The 16,887-nt window shown below is 61.4% G+C and carries 16 protein-coding genes and 3 pseudogenes; 9 read left to right on the top strand and 10 right to left on the bottom strand.

The features are described from left to right. Positions 1-2: 2 nt before the first annotated feature. Positions 3-521, bottom strand: a complete 519-nt coding sequence (msrA, locus tag JG739_RS32105) for a peptide-methionine (S)-S-oxide reductase MsrA (protein WP_202367915.1) — start codon at positions 519-521, stop codon at positions 3-5. Between the two features lie 293 nt (positions 522-814). Between msrA and JG739_RS36150 the strand changes: the two genes are divergently transcribed. Further along, a complete protein-coding gene (locus tag JG739_RS36150) occupies positions 815-1,273 on the top strand; it encodes a cold-shock protein (protein WP_274609475.1) in 459 nt (152 codons plus the stop codon). Between the two features lie 571 nt (positions 1,274-1,844). Next, a complete protein-coding gene (ligD, locus tag JG739_RS32095; protein WP_202367804.1) occupies positions 1,845-2,837 on the top strand; it encodes a non-homologous end-joining DNA ligase in 993 nt (330 codons plus the stop codon). 28 nt (positions 2,838-2,865) lie between these two features. On the opposite strand, the gene JG739_RS32090 is transcribed toward ligD, so the two are convergent. Beyond that, positions 2,866-3,456 carry an SOS response-associated peptidase gene (locus JG739_RS32090; RefSeq protein WP_202367803.1) on the bottom strand — a complete coding sequence of 197 codons (591 nt, stop codon included), beginning with the start codon at positions 3,454-3,456 and terminating at the stop codon, positions 2,866-2,868. Between the two features lie 46 nt (positions 3,457-3,502). Here JG739_RS32090 and JG739_RS35785 point away from each other — a divergent pair. Together JG739_RS35785 and JG739_RS32085 are read left to right on the top strand one after the other, a co-directional pair. Beyond that, positions 3,503-3,663, top strand: a pseudogene (locus tag JG739_RS35785) (SOS response-associated peptidase family protein); the annotation flags it as partial. A gap of 766 nt (positions 3,664-4,429) precedes the next feature. Then, the gene (locus JG739_RS32085) at positions 4,430-5,113 is read left to right on the top strand and encodes a hypothetical protein (RefSeq protein ID WP_202367802.1); all 684 of its coding nucleotides are present in this window, start codon (positions 4,430-4,432) and stop codon (positions 5,111-5,113) included. Between the two features lie 54 nt (positions 5,114-5,167). Here JG739_RS32085 and JG739_RS32080 read toward each other — a convergent pair. The 3 genes and pseudogenes from JG739_RS32080 to JG739_RS32070 all read right to left on the bottom strand — a co-directional run. Then, a pseudogene (locus tag JG739_RS32080) lies at positions 5,168-5,503 on the bottom strand (recombinase family protein); the annotation flags it as partial. 48 nt (positions 5,504-5,551) lie between these two features. After that, positions 5,552-6,733, bottom strand: coding sequence for an extracellular catalytic domain type 1 short-chain-length polyhydroxyalkanoate depolymerase (locus tag JG739_RS32075; RefSeq protein ID WP_202367801.1), 1,182 nt, complete (start codon positions 6,731-6,733; stop codon positions 5,552-5,554). 831 nt (positions 6,734-7,564) lie between these two features. Continuing rightward, the gene (locus JG739_RS32070) at positions 7,565-8,461 is read right to left on the bottom strand and encodes a LysR substrate-binding domain-containing protein (RefSeq protein WP_202367800.1); all 897 of its coding nucleotides are present in this window, start codon (positions 8,459-8,461) and stop codon (positions 7,565-7,567) included. 94 nt (positions 8,462-8,555) lie between these two features. On the opposite strand from JG739_RS32070, the pseudogene JG739_RS36285 reads away from it, so the two are divergent. Both JG739_RS36285 and JG739_RS36280 read left to right on the top strand, forming a co-directional pair. After that, positions 8,556-9,116: pseudogene (locus tag JG739_RS36285) on the top strand (MFS transporter); the annotation flags it as partial. Further along, on the top strand, positions 9,105-9,743 hold the full coding sequence (locus tag JG739_RS36280) for an MFS transporter (RefSeq protein WP_342216477.1): 639 nt from the start codon (positions 9,105-9,107) through the stop codon (positions 9,741-9,743). The pseudogene JG739_RS36285 and the gene JG739_RS36280, both read left to right, overlap by 12 nt. A gap of 274 nt (positions 9,744-10,017) precedes the next feature. On the opposite strand, the gene tnpC is transcribed toward JG739_RS36280, so the two are convergent. The 4 genes from tnpC to JG739_RS32045 all read right to left on the bottom strand — a co-directional run bounded on the left by tnpC (position 10,018) and on the right by JG739_RS32045 (position 14,025). Then, entirely contained in the window at positions 10,018-11,658 is a 1,641-nt protein-coding gene (gene tnpC / locus JG739_RS32060; RefSeq protein WP_183445373.1) for an IS66 family transposase, read from the bottom strand. A gap of 76 nt (positions 11,659-11,734) precedes the next feature. Beyond that, a complete protein-coding gene (gene tnpB, locus JG739_RS32055) occupies positions 11,735-12,079 on the bottom strand; it encodes an IS66 family insertion sequence element accessory protein TnpB (protein WP_183445374.1) in 345 nt (114 codons plus the stop codon). Next, a complete protein-coding gene (locus tag JG739_RS32050) occupies positions 12,076-12,462 on the bottom strand; it encodes a transposase (protein ID WP_183445375.1) in 387 nt (128 codons plus the stop codon). Before JG739_RS32050 ends, tnpB begins: the two co-directional genes overlap by 4 nt. A 402-nt stretch (positions 12,463-12,864) precedes the next feature. Then, the gene (locus JG739_RS32045) at positions 12,865-14,025 is read right to left on the bottom strand and encodes an IS110 family transposase (protein WP_202367914.1); all 1,161 of its coding nucleotides are present in this window, start codon (positions 14,023-14,025) and stop codon (positions 12,865-12,867) included. A gap of 194 nt (positions 14,026-14,219) precedes the next feature. Between JG739_RS32045 and JG739_RS32040 the strand changes: the two genes are divergently transcribed. Both JG739_RS32040 and JG739_RS32035 read left to right on the top strand, forming a co-directional pair. Next, a complete protein-coding gene (locus JG739_RS32040; protein WP_202367798.1) occupies positions 14,220-14,405 on the top strand; it encodes a hypothetical protein in 186 nt (61 codons plus the stop codon). A gap of 179 nt (positions 14,406-14,584) precedes the next feature. Continuing rightward, a complete protein-coding gene (locus JG739_RS32035) occupies positions 14,585-15,481 on the top strand; it encodes a DUF3991 and toprim domain-containing protein (protein WP_202367797.1) in 897 nt (298 codons plus the stop codon). A 19-nt stretch (positions 15,482-15,500) separates the two neighbouring features. On the opposite strand, the gene JG739_RS32030 is transcribed toward JG739_RS32035, so the two are convergent. Then, complete coding sequence (locus JG739_RS32030; protein WP_202367796.1) at positions 15,501-16,031, bottom strand: hypothetical protein; 531 nt, start codon at positions 16,029-16,031, stop codon at positions 15,501-15,503. A 248-nt stretch (positions 16,032-16,279) separates the two neighbouring features. Between JG739_RS32030 and JG739_RS32025 the strand changes: the two genes are divergently transcribed. Continuing rightward, complete coding sequence (locus JG739_RS32025; RefSeq protein ID WP_202367795.1) at positions 16,280-16,882, top strand: DUF1419 domain-containing protein; 603 nt, start codon at positions 16,280-16,282, stop codon at positions 16,880-16,882. The last annotated feature ends 5 nt before the right edge of the window (positions 16,883-16,887 follow it).

The raw sequence follows: 16,887 nt of genomic DNA, 5'->3' as shown, positions 1-16,887 counted from the left end.
GCCTACCCCGCGCGGCGAATTTCCTCCCGCTTCGGAAGCTTCCAGTTCGGTCTCGGGAAATGACAGGTGTAGCCATTGGGATAGCGCTCGAGATAATCCTGGTGCTCGGGCTCGGCTTCCCAGAAATCGCTGACCGGCGTCACCTCGGTCACGACTTTGCCGGGCCAGAGGCTCGAGGCGTCCACGTCGGCTATGGTGTCTTCCGCGACACGCTTCTGCTCATCATTCGCGTAGAAGATCGCCGAGCGATAGCTCGCGCCGATATCGTTGCCCTGGCGGTTGCGCGTCGTCGGATCATGGATCTGAAAGAAGAATTCCAGCAGATCGCGATAGCTGATCGTGTCTGGATCGAACACGATCTCGATCGCCTCGGCGTGGCTGCCATGATTGCGATAAGCGGCGTTGGGCACCTCGCCGCCGGTGTAGCCGACGCGGGTGGAAATCACGCCGGGATAGCGGCGGATCAGATCCTGCATACCCCAGAAGCAGCCGCCTGCAAGCACAGCACGTTCGGTCGTCATGGTCTCTGACCTCCTGAATTTGGGTTCATCACCAATATAGGCATTGATGGCGTCTTCTTTCAGTCGCAGGCCATTTGACACAAACGCGTCGCCCGATAGAGATTATCCTGAACAGCTAGCGCAGTGCGCGCGCCATGTCAGTCGAGACGATCATGGGCAAATATCGAGACCATCGCGAGCCACGCCGGCATCGCCATGACGATGATCCCGTTTCCTTTTCGGAACGGGCTTCCGAGCCAAGCTACTTTCAGCGGCCCGCGACCGTGACCGCAGACCCTGTCGACGCCGAGATATTGTGGTTCAACGCCAGCAAGGGTTTTGGCTTCGTCAAACTGTCGGACGGCACGGAGGCCTATCTGCACATCCGAGTGTTGGAAGTGGCCGGAAGCCGCGCTGTTTCCGAGGGGACACGTCTCAAGGTCGCGGTTGAAGAAAGTCCAAGAGGTCATCAGGTCGTGCAAGTGCTGGAGATCAGCGACCAGATCGCGAAAACGCCGGCAGATACGCGCCGCGCTGGAGCGTCCACCGCTGAGACGGGTGCGCAGCTGAAGAGCCAGGGCACGGTCAAATGGTACAATCCCGAAAAAGGCTTCGGCTTCATTGCACCCGATAACGGTGAGAAGGACGTATTCGTTCATGCAACCGCGCTGACCCGCTCAGGGCTCAGCGTGCTGGCGGAAGGACAGAAGGTATTTGTCGAATGCGGGCAGGGCAAGAAAGGCCTGGAAGTCCGGAGCATTCGCCTCTCCTAGACGCCAATACGTTGGCCATGGCCGAAATTGCCCCTCAAACAAAGAAAAAGCCCGCTGCCGGGAGGAGGTGGCAGCGGGCTTGATTTGAAATGCGGCGCGGGAGGAGGTGCACAGCATTCAGCGCCGGCATCGCATCTGGGAGGAGTAGATGGCCGACAACAGGATCATATCGATCGCCGCAGATATTGCAATGCACAAATTGCATATCGCATGTGCGAAAGCGTTACCTGGGTGTAAGCATCGACATTGTCTCGAAAGATCCACCCACCAAATCGTTGCCATAGCTGGCGGGTGTAGAGATTAATGGTGCGGTCATTTCGCTCTCCTTTGCGTTGTTGCAAGGAGGGCAGAATACTATGCCGAGCGAGCGCGGCCGTTCTTATCGAAGTCCCGTGGCTTAGGCAGCTTAATCGGCATAGTCGCCGGCTCGGGATAAGATCCCTACGAGCATATCGACAGCATCAAGGTGAAGACCCGCGATTTCCGATAGAAGCTGCAGCGGGTATATACCGTCATCATGTGGTAGTCTGGCCCGCATGACGACGCTTTATCTCAATTGGCGCGGAAGACGGTGAATCCCACAACGCCGAATAAAACGCATCCGCCGAAATGGATCGAGCCTCAGCTGACGCGCCTGGTCGATGAAGCGCCCGACGGCCCCGATTGGCTTCACGAAATCAAGTACGACGGATACCGCATGCACGCGCGGATCGACGGCAGCGACATCCGCTTGCTCACCCGCACCGGCCTCGATTGGTCGCATCGCTATCAAGCGACGATAGCGGCCCTCCGCGCGCTCCCGGTGAAAGAGGCATATGTCGACGGGGAGCTGTGCGCCGTTCGGGCAGACGGCGTCACCTCCTTCAGCCGCCTGCAGGCCTCTATGGACGAGGGCCGCACGGGCGATCTTGCCTTCTTTGCTTTCGATCTTCTGTTCCTGAACGGAGAAAGCATTGGGAAGCTGCCGCTCATCGACCGCAAGGCGAGACTGGAAGGCCTGTTTTCGACCGACATGCCTGGCCTGCGCTTCAGCGATCACGTGATCGGCGACGGGCCTGCGTTCCGCAAGCACGCCTGCCGGCTTGCACTTGAGGGCGCTATCTCAAAGCGGATCGACCGCGCCTATGCATCCGGCAATCGCGGCCTATGGGTCAAGTCAAAGTGTCTCAACAGAGAGGAATTCATCGTCGTCGGCTGGACCGATCCGACTGGAAGCCGGCCGCACATCGGCTCGCTGCTTCTAGGCTACTACACCGATGATGGTCGTCTGATGTACGCGGGCCGCGCCGGCACGGGCATCACGGTTGCAGAGCTCAAGCGATTGGCTCGCCGGCTTGGGCCACTTCAGGCAGCTCGAATGCCCCTCGACGTTCCGCCGCCGCGCGAGAGCCGGTTCGGCTCGCCGCTTGAGCTGTCGCGCGTGCATTGGGTCAGGCCTGATGTGGTGGTCGAGGTCACCTATCTCACCTGGACGGAAGACAATCTCCTGCGCCAGGTCTCGTACCAAGGCGAGCGTCAGGACAAGCCAGCCCGGCAGGTGGTACGCTCCCCGCCCCATCCCTGATCGACATCGGGCGCCATTTCGTTTCAAGTCACCCGACTTGCTCTACCTGCAGTGTGCTGAGTGGAAGGGCCTTGATCAGCGACTTTGCCGACACCGAAGGGTCGAGCCAGTCCGCCCACGCGCTGCGATCGAGGATAACAATCTGCCTGTCATGATAGGGCGCGATATCAGGCCCAGGCTCCATCGTCAGCATGGTGAAGGCTTCGCCGACCTCCGGCGTGTCACGCCAGATTCCAGCAATGCAGAAGATCGGCTCGTCGTTCTTTGTGAAGAGCCACTTGTCCTTTCGCTTCTTGTTGGGGTCTATCGGATCGGTGAACTCGTAGAAGCCGTCCGCGACGATGAGGCACCGGTTCGACGAGAACTCCCGGCCCTCTGAACGGAAATTATAGACGGGCCGCTTGTTCGGTCCGGGCCAGCTCCAGCGCCGTTGCACCATGTCGCCTTCGCCTCCGACGCCCTCGATAGTCCTGATGATCGGCGCCACGTCCGTGATCTTGATGTCCTCGCGCGCCTGGAGGTTCGGCGTTCCTTCTCCGAAGCGGATCTTGATCTTCAGGTCAGCGAAGTCCCCCACGATCGAAGCGACATCCACCGTCAATCGATAGTCATTGCACATCAGTCCTCCGGCACCGCGGTCGCGTTCCTGTTACGTTCGCGTGACCATGAGCGCGAAGGTCTTCGATTCCGACGCATCGCTCGACGGCCGCCGCGTCATCATAAGGCGCTACGGCGGCGATGTTGAGATGGCAGAGCTGCCTTGGGTCCTTCAGCCAGCGAAGTTGGAGGCAGGCCCTTCACCGTCGTGCACGCTGAGGACAGGACGGCGCGCTGCTGCGGTACAGGTCCGTCGCCGCCCCACCATCTCGCCCGCCTGCACCTCGGCGCTAAAAACATGGGATCATTATTTTGACAGACGCGAACGGCCGCCTTGTGCCGCTCTGCCCATTTCCCCTACGGCTGGATAGCGATCATTCACCGTTTGTTCATTATAATAGCGCACGATCATAACTGGACATGCTGGTAGCTCGTACATGCCTAAAGGCCCCCGCGTCGGCCCAGCGCCGGGGCCTTTTTACTTCCGCAAAATCCATTCCAGCAACGCGGGCACTTCGTCGCAATCTAGTGCGGACACCTTAACCGGATTGGCTTTCATTTCAGCCCTCAATGCACAGGAGAGTTAGGACACACACTCCCCGCGCTTGGGATGATTCACCGTGCAGCGAATTCCGCGAGTCAAACGAATTTGGGTTCCTCAAATATACAATCGTCGACACCGATCCTGATGGATCGAGCCTCGATGACAAATCAACCATCTTCAAACGGAAGTGTTCAATATTGCCGAGAGCTACCGGTCCGACATTCGCGAGGTCGGCGGTCAGCAACGATCCTGGTGATCGCCGCATCTTTCGTGTTCACATGGCCACAGTCGACCGCATCGGTGCCGAGATCAGACCAGAAGTCGCTAATCGTTTATGTCAGTTGGCAGTTTTCGCAGCAACGTACGCCATGATGTGAGTCGTGTCTTCCAAGCGCCGATTTGGCCGGGTAGGTTTTGCAAGGGGGGGCGAAGAGCCGGATGAACGAACGGAATGATACTGGAAAAACTGCGCGCCTGTTGGGCGTTTAGCCCGACCGTCGATAGGAATGTCGCCCTGGTCGAAGGCTTTCTGAAGGGCAAGAGTTTCGCCGACCTGGCGCAGGAACATAGCCTGTCGAAATCGAGGGTGCGCCAAATCATCGAGAAGGCTGATCGGCTCGTGGGCGGCGGCATCCTGACCAAGGCTGAACCGTCCAAGGCCTCGCCTCGATCCGATTTCATGGTCGACTATCCGTATGTGTGGAACCTGGCCGAGATGCACCGGCTCGGTAGCGTCACGCCGCATCATTTCTTTGTGGAGTTGGAACGCGCCGGATCGCTGGAGCGGCTGGTTGACAAGATGAAGCGGTTGCCGTGGCGCGCACCAACGACACGTGAGCTGGCGCGCCTCGTGTGGCAAAAGGAGAGGGGCGAGAGCCCATGGCCTGCAATGAAGCGATCACGCGTTGCGATCGTGGAGCCAAGCTGCCCGGTCGACCATCCAGATCGCGGCCCTCAATGCCAGCTCGCCTTGGAACCGGCCTTTCAGGAATTGGCTGAGCGGGCAGCGGAATCCGGCTGGATCGAGGAAGAGATAGCCTACGCGCTCCTCGAGCTCGCCGGCGCGCGCCTCAAGAGCAACTCCGCCAATCGCGAGACTGAGAGGGCGATTGACCGTGCCAGGGCAACAAGATGAGCGGCACCTTCGAGAAGCTTCGCCTGACCCGATATGAACGTCGAGTTTGGCGGTCAGCGTCTGTCTGGTAACTCCGAGCTCGGCGCAAAGATCGGCGACCTTCGTCCTCGGCTGGCCCATGGCAGCGCGGGCGAGGCGGCAGTTTCGCCGGCGTCATTTTAAAAGGCACCCGCCATTGCGACCACGGGCACGAGCCGCTTCCAGTCCGGCTTTCGTACGTTCCACGATCAGCGCCAGCTCGAACTCGGCCAAAGCAGCGAATATCCCGAATACAAGCCGGCCGTTGGCAGTCGTCGTGTCGATTGATGCTCCTTCGCCGGCCAGCACCTTCAGACCGATGTTCCGCTTCGTCAGATCATCAACGAGGTTGACCAGGTGGCGCAGATCTTTTTGCTGACCCTACGGTGGTCCTGAAAGTGGTGTTGTTTCGGCGAGACGCTAGTGCATCAAGCCTGCCGATCGCAGGGCGTCCTCTATGACTTTTCGTAGCCCCGCGGCGGAGTTGGGCTTCTGAGAACGCGGGATGTTTGCACGTTTCGCAGAGTGAGGGACATTGGGAACCCCAGCCTTGGGCATCGAGAAAGCGCGTGTGAAACCGGGCGCGAGCGCCTCGTTGTTGGCTTTTGCCGGCTTGATCTTCGCATCTCGCTTTACACACGGCTTCGCTATTCCCCAGAACCGCGCGATATGCCGGGTAGAGGAGATACCGATGTCCAGCATGAACGGACCCCCAACCCCCAGCGCGGCGTCGCCGGCCGCGTCAAGTGGTGTACCGTGACCCATTCCGGCGATGCGATATTCCTCGATCAGCTCCTGCCCTTTGGCATTGCACCAGACATACCGCGAATGACCATCCACCTTTTCTGATCGGGTAGAGCGTACATCGAGCCCGTGAATGGCCCGCCATTGCGCAATGATCGCATCAGCGTTGGAAGAAGCTACGGTTTGATCGGAGGAGCCGTGCCAGACGGATATCGGAGGCCAAGGACCTTGGTGCTGCGAGGCATCGCGCAGGGCTTTCTGCAATTGCCGTTCCGAGGGCATGCCATGACCGCGCATGCGGTCGAAGGCCTCAGGGATGGTCTTTGCGCTTCCATACGGCAGGCCAGCGATGATCGCGCCGCCTGCAAAAATCTCCGGGTAGCACGCCAGCATGGCCGATGTCATGGCGCCTCCGGCGGAGAGGCCGGTGATAAAGATGCGCCCACGGTCTAGGCCATGGGCCAGGACCATTGTTTCGATCATTTGGCGGATGGAAAGTGCCTCTCCGCCGTTCCGCTTTGTATCGCTGGGCACGAACCAGTTGAAGCAGAGGTTGGCGTTGTTTGCGCGTTGCTGCTCGGGAAACAGCAGCGCAAAACCTTCCTGATCGGCCAGTTGCGACCAGCCGGAACCATGGTCGTAACCGGCCGCGGTCTGCGTGCAGCCGTGCAGCACGACGACAAGAGGCGCCGCTTCAGTCAAATCGTCGGGAACGTGGATCCTCGCCCGCAAGGCGCCCGGATTAGACCCGAAATCGCCCAGATCCGATAACCGATCGCGGCCTTGGCAATTGGTCTGAAAACCCGGCCCGGCGCGGAATGCGGCAAGGCGAGTGATGGTGTCGGAGATTTTTCGCAAATCAGTATTCCTTGTGGTCGGCCGCTAAGATGGCCACGACGCTGCGCAGAACGCACGTGCAGCAATATCGTTGCTGCACTGCACAATAACAAGTTTTGATTTGAACTGTTGCGGAGCGCCTCCAGATAACTCCCGCTTTGTGCGTAAGCCTTCGCTTCTGGTGACAAATCGTGACGAACTGGTTCGTGGCGACATCCCGCGGGCCGCTCGTCCTCCGCCTGGCGCAGGATGTGCGAGCCAGCGCAAATTCGTGAACTTCGACTTCTAATCGGTCCGTCTCCGCTTCCCGGCCCGGTCCTAAACTGCAACATTCCAGTTGCTCAAAGCGCTCCAGGAAACCGTCAGCCGGTCCGTGGCGGCCTTGGCGGGTCGCTGCGCAAGGTCGCCCATTTGAACGATGGTGACGGTGAGTTTAGCGGACCGTTCGACCACTGGGTCTGATCTTCGAGCGCGACCGAAATATGCTTTAGCCGCATCACGACACTCCGGCAATCACGACCGGTGGTGATCATCCCCGATAAACCTGACTATTGCGAACAGGGTCTTCCGCCTTGAAGGGTTGAAGAAGGAAGATCAGATCCAGCGCAGGCGGTCAGCGACGAGCAGTCATCGCGATCCTCAAGGAGCATGCGGCGGGGATCCCGTGGCGGATTTGGATCGCCCGCCTTTCTCAGCGCCACCGGTTACTTGCGTCTCAGCGTGTCGAATAGGGCTTGATCACGACCTTTCTAGCAGCAGCAATCAAGGGCAGCACAGGGTCGCGAGCGGCCACCGAGTGCTCCCATGCGAAACGACCGAGTTGCAGACAGACCATACGTGGGCCGAGTTCTTTCAGCCTTCCCCTTTCATTTCTGAGCTGCCCTTCCTCAACCAGTCGCGCATTTGTCGCGCGGGCCGCGACAGGTGCGGCGTGTCAGGGGTGAGCAGATGGTACTGTTCTCGCCCTGGCAGCACCGGGCCGGGAAGCTGAACAAGACGCCCCGACCGCAGATGCTCGCCGCAGGAGAGATGGTCGCCGATGGCAATGCCAAGACCGCGCAGCGCCGCGTCGATGCACAGATGCATGCGATTGAAGAACAGGTGGCTGTCGAGATCGTCCAGCATGATGCCTGCCGCTTCGCAATAGCGCCGCCACCAGTAGAGCCCGCGCTCGTGGATCAGCCTGTGCGCAGCGTAGAAACCAGGTGAGGCCGGATCGGGGCCTTTCGCGATCAATGCGGGCGAGGCGACCGGGAAGGCACTGAGGTCAAGGAAGGGTTCGGAGCGGAAGCCGATCAGGGCCGCCGGTCCCCAGGTCAAAACCAGGTCGACATCGCCGGGCAGGCTGCGCGGAGGGTCCGGGCGGCACCGTAGATCGACGTTGAGCCGCAGCGCGTCCAGCGCCTGCGCCGTCAGGCGTGGCATAAGCCACAAGACCGCCAGATCGGATTCCACATCCAGAACCACTGTTCCCTTGGCCGTGCCGCGCTTCAGACGTCCGACGCCAAGCGCCAGATCGGCGAAGGACCGGGCGACGGTGCGGGCGAAGAGGCTGCCGTCGCCGGTCAGGACGACGTGGCGGGCGTGGCGCTCAAAGAGTTCCACGCCCAATTCCATCTCCAGATTACGGACATGGCGGCTGACGGCGGCATGGCTGACGCCCAGTTCCTGCGCCGCCGCAGCGAAGCTGCCATGCCGGGCAGCGGCCTCGAAGGCGCGGGTGGCGTTGAGGTTCGGCAGTTTGCGCATGAGATCAGCATAACAAAAGCGTTCGCTTGCGGCAAAAGAAGTCGTTTGAGCGAAAAGTAGTTTTGCGGCATGTCCTCAAACATCCCGTCGCCGCGAGGATACCATGACCCGACTGCAGAACCCCGAAGCCCGGATGATCGTCGCTCTGATTCTGGGCGTGACGATCTACGGCTTCGCGATGGGCACCACCTATCCGCTTCTGGGTCTCTTGCTCTCGGATAAGGTGTCAGGCGCGCTCATTGGCATCAACACCGCAGCGACCGGCCTCGGCCTCATGACCGGCGTGGTGCTGCTGCCTGGCCTCGGCCGCCGGTTGGGCGCGGGTCGAACGGCGCTGGCAGGTGTGGGGCTGCTGGCGGCGGCGCTCGTTGCGTTGGCCCTCCTGCGCGACTTCTGGCCCGTCTTCGCGGCGCGCCTGGTTCTGGGTTGCGGTGCGGGTCTCATGTTCATTGTCGCCGAAACGGCGCTGAACGCCGCCGCAGCGCCAGTGCGGCGCGGCCGGATCATGGGCGTCTATACCGCCGCCAGCGCCCTTGGTTTCGTGCTCGGTCCGGCGATGATCGCGCTGATGCCCGACCGTCCGGCCGCGCTTCTCCTCGGCTGCGCTGCGATAGCGCTGATGGCGCTGATCCCGTTCGCCGCGGTGGAACGGCCGGTGAGCCGCTTGGTCGTGCCGGGATCGGCGCGCCACATCCTGCCTGCAATCGCAGCCTTTCCCTTGGCCTTCGGCTTTCTCTTCATCGCGTCGATGGTTGATGCTGTCGCCATCAGCCTCATGCCGGTCATCATGCTCGATCGCGGTTTCGACGTCTCGCAGGCAGTGCTGCTCGCCACGGTGTTTCATATCGGCCTGGTAATCGGGCAGCCGCTGATCGGGCTGGCGCTGGACAGGGCTGGCCGCCGCCGCACGGTGCTTGGTTGCTGCGGCCTATCGCTCGCCTGCACCCTGCCGCTGATCTCCGGATCAGGGATGGGGTTCTGGCCCGTGGCCGGGCTGATGCTTGTCTGGGGCGGCGCGAACTATGGGCTCTACACCGCCGCGCTCGCGCTGATTGGCGACCGCTTCCAGGCCGGGATGCTGACGGCGGCGATCGCCGCGCTTGCCGCTGTCTATGCTCTGGCTGCCATTATCGGCCCCGCGGTCGCCGGCGGCATGATGGATGCGCTCGGCGCGAAGGGTCTATTCGGGACCGTAGCGGTTGTTTATCTGGCGGCGCTCTGCGGCGGGGGCTGGCTATTCCGGCCGGTCGAGCCGGAATGGCCGAAGCATCAAATCCGCTGATGTCCGCAATGGCTCGATCGTGCCATTCGCAATGCATGTCGAAGACAACTACAACCGCTCGGCTTGGACTGCGGGCGACTGCTGCGCGTGTCCCGCCTCGGACCTCGAACGTCTTATGGAAAGGGGCCTCTCGCCGCGAAATCTGTCAAGTCCAGCTCGTGTTCAATGTGCGAGCCGATCGGGCTGCACGCGGGCTCTGGCGAGCAGCCCAGTCCCGCTCTCTTGAGATGGCTTCCTGGTCCAGCTCCGGATCTTCCACGATCAACGTAAGCGGTCAGCCGATAACGTCAGGCCTAAAGTTCCAAGGCATGAGCATTTCGATTTCGGATGCCGGCCAGCCTTGAGCGATGCGGGTCAAGGTCTGCGAGAGCCAGTCGAGCGGATCGACGCTGTTCATTTTGCAGGTTTGCAGCAAGGTGGCTACCGTCGCCCAGGTTCGTCCACCGCCGTGGCTGCCGGCGAATAGACTATTCTTTCGCGTGATCGTCTGGGGCCTGATTGCACGCTCGACGATATTGGAGTCGATTTCGATGCGACCGTCCATCAGAAAGCGTTCCAGCGCCTCCCGCCGGGTGAGCGCGTAGCGGATCGCCTCGGCGGTCTTGGATTTTCCGGAGACCTTGCCCAGTTCCGCTTCCCATAGATCGAAGAGGCTCGCGACAATGGCCACGGACTTTTCCTGACGTAGCGCGGCGCGGCTTCCGGCATCCTTGCCGCGGACCTCGTCCTCGACCTTCCACAATTCGGTCATGGCGATGATCGAATCCGTCGCGGCCTGCGAGACCCCGCTGATGTGCAGGTCGTAGAATTTGCGCCGCAGGTGAGCCCAGCACCCGGCGAGCCGGATTGTTTCATTGCTGCCGGCTTTGGCCCGTGCCTTGACCAGGTTGGTATAGGCCGAGTAGCCATCCACTTGCAGGATACCGCTGAATCCGGCGAGGTGGCGCGCCACGCAATCCGCACCTCTGCTGTCTTCAAAACGATAGGCAACCATTGGCGGACTGGTTCCGCCATAGGGTCGGTCATCCCGTGCGTAGGCCCACAACCAGGCTTTCGTGGTTTTCCCGGAACCAGGGGCAAGGGTGGGCAAGGTCGTCTCGTCGGCGAAGACCCTTTCGCCCTCCTTGATGCGCTCCAGTATGTAATCAGCAAGCATCTGCAGCTCGAAGCCCAGATGCCCCATCCACTGCGCCATCAACGACCGGCTGATCTCGACGCCGTCGCGCAGATAGATCGCCTCCTGCCGATAAAGCGGGAGGCCGTCGGCGTATTTGGAGACGGCGATATAGGCGAGCAGCCGCTCCGTCGGCAGCCCGCTTTCGATGATGTGCGCCGGCGCCAGAGCCTGGACCACGCCGTCACGGCCCCGGAAGGCGTATTTGGGACGGCGCGTGACGATGACCTGGAACTTCGGCGGCACGACGTCCAGCCGCTCGGATCGATCCTCGCCGATCAGAACCTTTTCAAGCCCCTCGCAGTCGGCCGGGATTTCCGGCTCGACGACCTCCTCGATGCGTTCGAGGTGGGCAGCAAAGCCCTTGCGCGGACGCGGGGCGCGCTTCGGCTTGTTCCCGACCGCGCGGTCGAGTTCGCTCCGGATTTCCGAAAGGCCGGTCTCGACCTCTTCGAAGGCAAAGGAGGCCTGCTCGTCGTCGATGGCCAGGCGTAGCCGCTCGGAACGCGTGCCATGTTGCGTGCGCTGTAAAACTTTCAGGATTGACGTGAGATTGGCGATCCGCTCGCTGGCGCTTTTCTCGACAGCTTTCAGCCGGGCGACCTCCGCCTCAGATGCTGCGATCCGAGCGTCGGCGACTGCGATCCGGGCCTCGCTTGCAGCCTGCTCGCGAGCCATGGAAAGGATCATCGCCTTCAGCGCATCAACGTCGTCGGGAAGGGCAAGACCCGGTAGAACCATGGCAAGCAACAGAGCACAAAAACAGCCGCTTTCCCAACCGTTCCAGCCGCATGATTCATCTTGCCGCAGGCCGGTTTCAGCCCGTCGATAACGGCCGCCTGACCCTGGCCGGACGAATCTTTTTCCAGTCCAGTCCGGCCAGAAGCGCCATCAACTGGGCGTGGTCGAGACGCATGCGCGCGGCCGATATCCCCGGCCAGCAGAAGCTGTGATCTTCCAGAGTCTTCGAATAAAGACAAACCCCGCTGCCGTCCCACCACACGATGCGAACCCGGTCCGCACGCTTCGAACGGAATACGTGAAGTGCCCCCGAGAATGGGTCCAGGCCGCCATCCCTGACCAGCGCCATCAAAGATGCCGCGCCCTTGCGGAAGTCGACCGGCTGGCACGACACGTAAACCACCACACCGGAAGCGATCATGCCTTACGAACCGCGCGGATGATCCTCGCCAGGCGATCGGGATCGACATCGCCGCCGGCGCGCACCACTGCGTCGCCAATGACGATTTCCACCGTGTCGCTGCCCACCGCTTCAAAGCGCGTGAACTTCGCCGGCTTGCTCGCTCCCTCCGTCAGTGGCGCAACCATGCCCGACGAAAGCGCCTTGCGGCGCCACGCATAGAGCTGCGAGGGGTCCAGCCCCTCGGAACGCGCAACCGCCGAGACATTGCCCCCTGGCGAGAACGCTTCGGCGACAAGCCGTGCCTTCTCTTCGTCCGACCGATGGCGCGGCTTGCGTCGGGACGGCACAGGCTCCGCCGTCAAAATCTCGAATGTTCGATGATGGCTCATACTGTCGCTCATAGGATTCTCCGCATGATTCATGCTGAAAATGAGCGATCAACCGCCTGCACGCTACGTGGGGACGCCTACGCGCTTACCGATCAACCCCTGAAGGGGTCCGCTCACATGGGAAAGTATGTGTCAAGGTGATCATTCATAACGCATAGGCATTCTCCAACGTAGCGGTATCCAGGTTCTGAGCCAAACTGCATGACACGGCTCATCGCTGAGCCTAATCAACCTCACATCCGGTCGCCGTTGAAATGCGGCTGCACCAATATCCCGCTTGCGGCGGGCAAAGCTCAGGACGACGAGACCATTCTAGCAAAACGGCATTGCGCCATGCGGACCCACGGTTCGTCGGCCTGGATCCGCCAGGACTGATCAGGCCCTGGTAGATTTCCAGAGGGATTAGCGAAGCAGTCAGGCGTCCTTCATCATCGCGCCTTCAATGACAACGCCCGAGGTTGCGTACTTCCACAAAGCAACCAGTAGCTTGCGCGCCAGCGCTACGATTGTTGACTTCTTAAAGCGCCCCTGATTGCGATGAACGCGTTCCGTGAACCATCGAGCCAGTGCCGAGCGAGGCTGATGTCGCAGCCACAGCCAGGCCATCTGAACGAGCGTCACTCGGAGCCTTGGATTGCCTGCCTTTGACACTCCTTGCTCCCGGTCGACGGAGCCGCTCTGCCAAGGTGTCGGCGCAAGGCCGGCATAAGAGGCAACCTGACGACGGTTATCAAAGTGCCGAAACAGGCCTTCCGCCCATAAAACGGTGGCAAATTCGGCTCCGATCCCCTTAATATTCAGCAGCATCTTGACGGGTGCCGGTGTTGCGTTTGTGGCTTGTGCTGCAATAAGTGCGTCGCGTTCGGCCTCGACTGCCTTGATCTGTTCGAGCAAGAGCTCAAGCCGATCCAACTCCCGGTAAAGCTGGCTTTTTATATGGGAAGGCAATGCACGTCCGTCACCCGTCTTGAGCTCTTCAAGCCGTCGTCGGCGATCCTTGTGCAGCGGTTCGTAGTTCGAAATCCCTTGGGCGAATAGCAGCCCTTTGATGCGGTTGACGTGGGTAACACGCTCACCAGTCAACACCTTGCGCTCGCGGGAAATTCGACGACGATCTTCTTCTTCGGGCGATGGAGGCCGCACCATTGCACACACGCGAGGCTCTCCTCTTTTGTAGGCCATTAAGGTCCGCAGCAACGTTTCACCGTCAATACGGTCAGTTTTGGCCCGCCGGCGCCGGCGTGATGTTGAGATCGATGCCGGGTCAACGACATTGCTCTCGACGCCTTCCTTTTCCAGCACGCGATGAAGCCAGAAGCCGTCGAGACCGGCCTCCTGAACGGTGATGATCGGAAAGCTGTAGCCGGTTCTTTGGCGGCATTTCTCACGCAGGTGCGTGAATCGCGCGAACAGCCCGGCTGTATCGCCAGCTCGTACGGAATGCTTTGACATCTTCTCTCCGTTCGCCGGCGACAACGAGGTTACCAGCCAGGTTGATCGGCTGAGTTCCAACGAAACGAATATTGCGCCGAGATCAGTGCGGATGGCGGTCGGCCTTACGGGTTGGTCTATCATATGCATGGTCGCCTTCAGAATGAGTGGGATGAATCAAGCAGCCTCATTCTGCAAAAACGCCGGCCGCCCTCCACCCATGGGATCTAGCAAGCTGCGGCCGCGCCGGCTTCGCCTCTGCGGTGATCGCGCCCGGAGCCCGACCTTTGAGGAACCATCGAGCGGGAATTGGCCCGCTCCAAAGATGGAGCCCTCAGATGTCGCAAGATCTTTCCCTCGCCCAAAACCACGCCTTCCACCTCGCCCGCACCCTCATGGTCCCGATCACGCTCTTCCGCTCCGGCGACGAATACGGCGTTCTTCCCGCCGACGACCTCGACGACGACGAGGTCGAGGCACTCTTCGAGTACTGCCCCTATGCAGGAGGACGGCCGGTTCATTGAACCGGCTTTGCCGTCCGGCGTGCCGCTTGCGAGCGGCAGGCCGCAAGGGAGGCTACGCCGCGGCGGAAGCCGCGCCCTTGCGCCCTTTGCTCTTCGCGGCGGTCGCGGAGTGTTCCGCGATTTATGTGGAAGAGATAGACTTGGAGAAAGGCCGGCCGAAAGGTGGCCGGGAGAGAAGAATGGAAAAAGCGGACATAGAAGAGCTGCGCGGCCGGGTTGGTTGTGCGGCCGTACTGGAGACCGGCGGCTTTGCTATCGACCTCAAGGAGAGCACCCGCAAGGCGGTGAAGTACCGGCGGGGCGACGACATCATCATCGTCATCCATGACGGCAAGGGCTGGTTCGATCCGCTCTCGGACGCCAAGGGTGATGTCTACTCGCTGGTGCAGCACCTGGACGGCGGCGATTTCGTAGAAGCGTTCGTGCAGGTGGCGTCCCTGGTCGGTTTCGAGCCGAGCGGGCCTGAATGGAAACGGCAGTCCCGGGAGACCGAACCCGACAGGTCGATCCCGGAACGATGGGCTGTGCGACGCAAGCCCTGGCGTGGATCGGCGACCTGGCGCTATCTGCGCGACGAGCGGCATATCCCCGAGCAGGTCATCCGCGCCGCCATTGCCCAGAACGTGCTGAGAGAAGGGCCGCGCGGCAGCATGTGGGCCGCGCACACCGACGCGGCCGGTATCGTCACCGGCTGGGAGGAGCGCGGCCCGGAATGGCGTGGTTTTGCGGCCGGAGGCGGCAAGGTGTTGTTCCGGTTCGGGACGATGACAGCCACCCGCATCTGCGTCACCGAAGCGGCGATCGACGCCATGAGCCTGGCCGCGATCGAACGGATCCGGCGCGACACGCTCTATGTCAGTACCGGCGGCGGCTGGTCACCCGCCACCAACGCCGCCATTCGCTTGCTGGCAGAGCGGCCGCACGTACGCCTTGTCGCTGCCACCGACGCCAACCCGCAGGGTGACGCGTTCGTGTCGCGGCTGCGTGAACTTGCCGACGAACTCTCCTGCGACTTCGAGCGATTGAAGCCGGTCGCCGAGGACTGGAACGCGATGCTGCAGGCGGCATCCGCATGATCGAGCCGATCGCCGCCGCTTACTCCATTGCTGGCACCGGATTGAGGATCGCCGGCACGAGCTTTGCCATGGTCATCGCCACCCGCAGCGGTGCGCCCAGCCGGGATTCGGACTCTCGCCTGAGAGCCTCGACATCCACGCCCCCCGCTTCCGCCGTGTAGATCTCCAGCACGATCTCGCCCGTGCGTTCGTCGGCATAGGTTCCCTGTAAGCCGGGAAACTTGCCGCGGAACCATTCGAGATTGTTCGAGTGGAGCTTCTCGAGCTCTTCTCTCGTGTGCATCTGGCCGGAGATGAACTCAACGGTCAGCGGTTCGCCGCACATTGTCAGCTTTCGGGTCTCGACTAGCTCGCCGCCGGTCAGGCGCAGAACCAGCCGGCTTTCCTCGCTTTCCTTCTGGTCCCAGAATAATCCGGCCAGGCGAGAAGCGAATGTCTCGGGGATCGAGCAGTCGAAGAGCGGATCGATCCTGTCGGGGGATTCCGGCTCGGCGGCGATGGCGGGGATCGTTCCGAGGCAAACGAGCGCAATGGCGAGAGTGTGTTTCATCCGCGCATGACAGCCGGTACGTGCGGCCAAACTGGGGAGGGGGAGGGAAGAAATGGGAAGAACAAATGAAACCTGGCTGCCGCATGCCCGCCGGTCGCGTCAAGGGTGAAGCTTCGCCCGCGTTCCGCGGCCCTTGACGCGGCCGGACGGAGAGGCGGCTGCGGAGGAGGGTCAGGAAGGGCTGAAGATGATGGTGATCCGCGAGGGATGACCGCGCTACGGCCCGACGAGGCTGAAGGAGCCCGCCAATGACCCTCTCTTCCATCCGCAAGGTTTACCAGGGCATCGCCGACCGTCGGCAGATGTTCCGCATGTTTGACCGTCATGCCCAACGGCCCAATCGTTTCGAAGGCGATGCCGGCCCCCTCTATGCAGGGGAATGGTTTGAAGTGGGTCGTGTCGAGCATGACTACATGTTGAAGATCCTGCCGCCGCTGTGGATGCGGGGCGAGATGTTCGCGCTGCGCGAATTCCTCACCGACTCGATCATCAGCGTCTTCTACACGCTGCGCATCGACGGCAGGACGCGCTACTTCCACGCCTATTGCGATCTGAATGTCACCAGATCGCCGGTCGAGATGCGCGACGCCATCGTTGAGCGCGAGTCCTGGCCGGTGAAGGCGATGACGCACAACGAGCGACTTGAGCACATTTGGAGCGCGACGCATGACGAGTATCGCGGTTATGCTGGTGATCAATGGCTGCCGGAGCATCGTGGCAAGCGCACCGTGCTCTATTATGGCGGGCGCCGGGGCACCACGCTGAAGCTGTTGGAAGATCTCACTGATGATGAGATCGCGGCGAAGCTGCCTGTACATCTGCGCCATCTCCCCGAACCCATCGCGGCGTGAGGTGG

It is taken from the genome of Mesorhizobium sp. L-2-11, from assembly GCF_016756595.1.
Classification (GTDB): Bacteria; Pseudomonadota; Alphaproteobacteria; order Rhizobiales; family Rhizobiaceae; genus Mesorhizobium.
The sequence above is the reverse complement of the archived record's forward strand: the minus strand, read 5'-3'. Positions and strand labels throughout refer to the sequence as shown.